The sequence below is a fragment of the Streptococcus acidominimus genome, from assembly GCF_001921825.1.
Lineage (GTDB): Bacteria > Bacillota > Bacilli > Lactobacillales > Streptococcaceae > Streptococcus > Streptococcus acidominimus.
The window spans coordinates 1-1,791 of record NZ_MSJL01000099.1; the positions used below are offsets into that span (position 1 = coordinate 1).

Sequence of the window (1,791 nt, forward strand, 5' to 3'; positions counted from 1 at the left end):
ATTTTACAACACAGGCTGGCATCACTCTATCCATGTCACGAGTTGGGAAATGTATCGACAATGCACCAATTGAAAGTTTCTTTGGGCATTTCAAGACAGAGTCTTATCATCTCAAGAAATACAAGACCTATGAGGAGCTAGTCGCAGATGTGGAAAGCTATATCCAGTTTTACAATACACAACGTTATCAAACTAAATTAAACAACCTGACCCCTTGGGAATTCAGGAATCAGGTTGCTTAATATCTTTTATTATTTGACTGTCTACTTGACAGGGAGCAGTTCACCTATACTGTAAAAGAGTTTTTACCAGATAGCGCCGTCGTCTATGTTCGTCCGGAAACGATTGGATTAGAAAATGTAAAAACCTATGACTTGGTTTCCAAATTTGCTCAAGAGCATGCAAACGACTATAACAATTATAGTGACGCCCTTAAGGCTGCTGAAAAATATCTGCTAGAGCAGATTCCTGGTCAACTGGACTCAACACCATTGGTGACAGACGATCTAAGCGACCGCGACGGTTTCCGCTTAAAACTGACCAATAAAAAAGGAAAATGGACAGTGGATACGTCAGATTATCAATACGACAGTCTCTCTCAGGCTTTCCGAGGTGGATTATATTAAGATTAAAAGGAACACAGATTGGAATAAAACTCTAATCTGTGTTTCTTTCTATTGAGATATAGTCAGTCCCTTTTCAATTATGACTTCCTTATCCAAAATAACAAAGGAGAAAACATGGCAGAATATTGGAACGCCTACTTAGAAAATGGGCAAAAAACAGATAAGATTTTACAGCGGGACAAACCAATCCCCCAAGGGCTCTACCATTTAGTCGTGGAATGCCTGATCATTCACAAGGATAAGAGTATCCTTTTCATGAAACGAGATGGCAAGAAGCCATCTTTTCCTAACCACTACGAAGCAAGTGCAGGCGGCTCTGCCCTCCTTGGTGAAAGTTCTGAAATCGCCATTCTTCGCGAAGTAAGAGAAGAAACAGGGATCCAGTTACAGGTCGAACAACTCATTCATCACCTCCACTTCGTCAAACACGAACAGCAGTGTATCTTTGACACCTACTGGGCAGAAGTGGATTGCGAGAAAGGGACTGTTACTCTCCAAGAAGGGGAAACCACTGATTTCATCTGGGTAGCGCATGCAGATCTTCCATCTTTTTTAGAACAGGAACTCCTTATTCCACGCCAAAAAGAAGCTATCGAACAATTGTTCCTCGAAAAAGAGCAACCTCAAAAACAATAGTATAGTTATTTAGTTTTGGTTTTTAAAGAGGAGCAACTACCTGCAACTTTGGACGAAAACTTCGTTTGCTGCATTTCCAACCTCAAACAGTCTATTCCCAGACTGTTTGAGCTAGTACGAAACGTAAACCAAACATATTCCTTATTGCTAAACTAATATAGAAAAGCATTCGAAAAAGGAGTTGGACAGTCATGATTTCGCCATCACAATTGTCCAACTCCTTTTTGAACTATTTGCTCCTAAGCACGAATGAGAGTGTGAAAAGAGACGTAGCTGTTCCAGTTTTAACTGGTTACAGATATGGCTCCCTTTAGGGGGACGTAGGTGTTCTAGTTTTAGCTAGTTACAAATGTTACTACTTTTACGTGGCAGGCTGAAAACCTCCACAGGAGCTTTTCACTCGTCGTATTTCCTATTTTCTACCATTTGTCAAGTATTTCAATGGTTTTCGGGTAAAAAATTTATAAAGTTACTTGATATTATCCTCCATGCTCTCCATGTTTGGTTTATATTAGGAGAAAAAATGCAC

The 1,791-nt window shown here is 40.0% G+C and carries 2 protein-coding genes and 1 pseudogene; all 3 read left to right on the top strand.

Going from position 1 to position 1,791, the window contains the following annotated elements:
• Window positions 1-242: IS3 family transposase (locus BU200_RS10425; RefSeq protein ID WP_142237004.1), on the top strand; the 242-nt coding region annotated here is incomplete at its 5' end.
• A gap of 39 nt (window positions 243-281) precedes the next feature.
• A pseudogene (locus BU200_RS10430) lies at window positions 282-626 on the top strand (DUF5105 domain-containing protein); the annotation flags it as partial.
• Between the two features lie 114 nt (window positions 627-740).
• Window positions 741-1,262: an NUDIX hydrolase gene (locus BU200_RS10435; protein WP_075100048.1), complete on the top strand. Its 522-nt coding sequence runs from the start codon at window positions 741-743 to the stop codon at window positions 1,260-1,262.
• The last annotated feature ends 529 nt before the right edge of the window (window positions 1,263-1,791 follow it).

Coding starts and splice junctions, on each gene's coding strand:
- BU200_RS10435 (WP_075100048.1), top strand. CDS start 741: ATGGCAGAATATTGGAACGCCTACTTAGAAAATGGGCAAAAAACAGAT.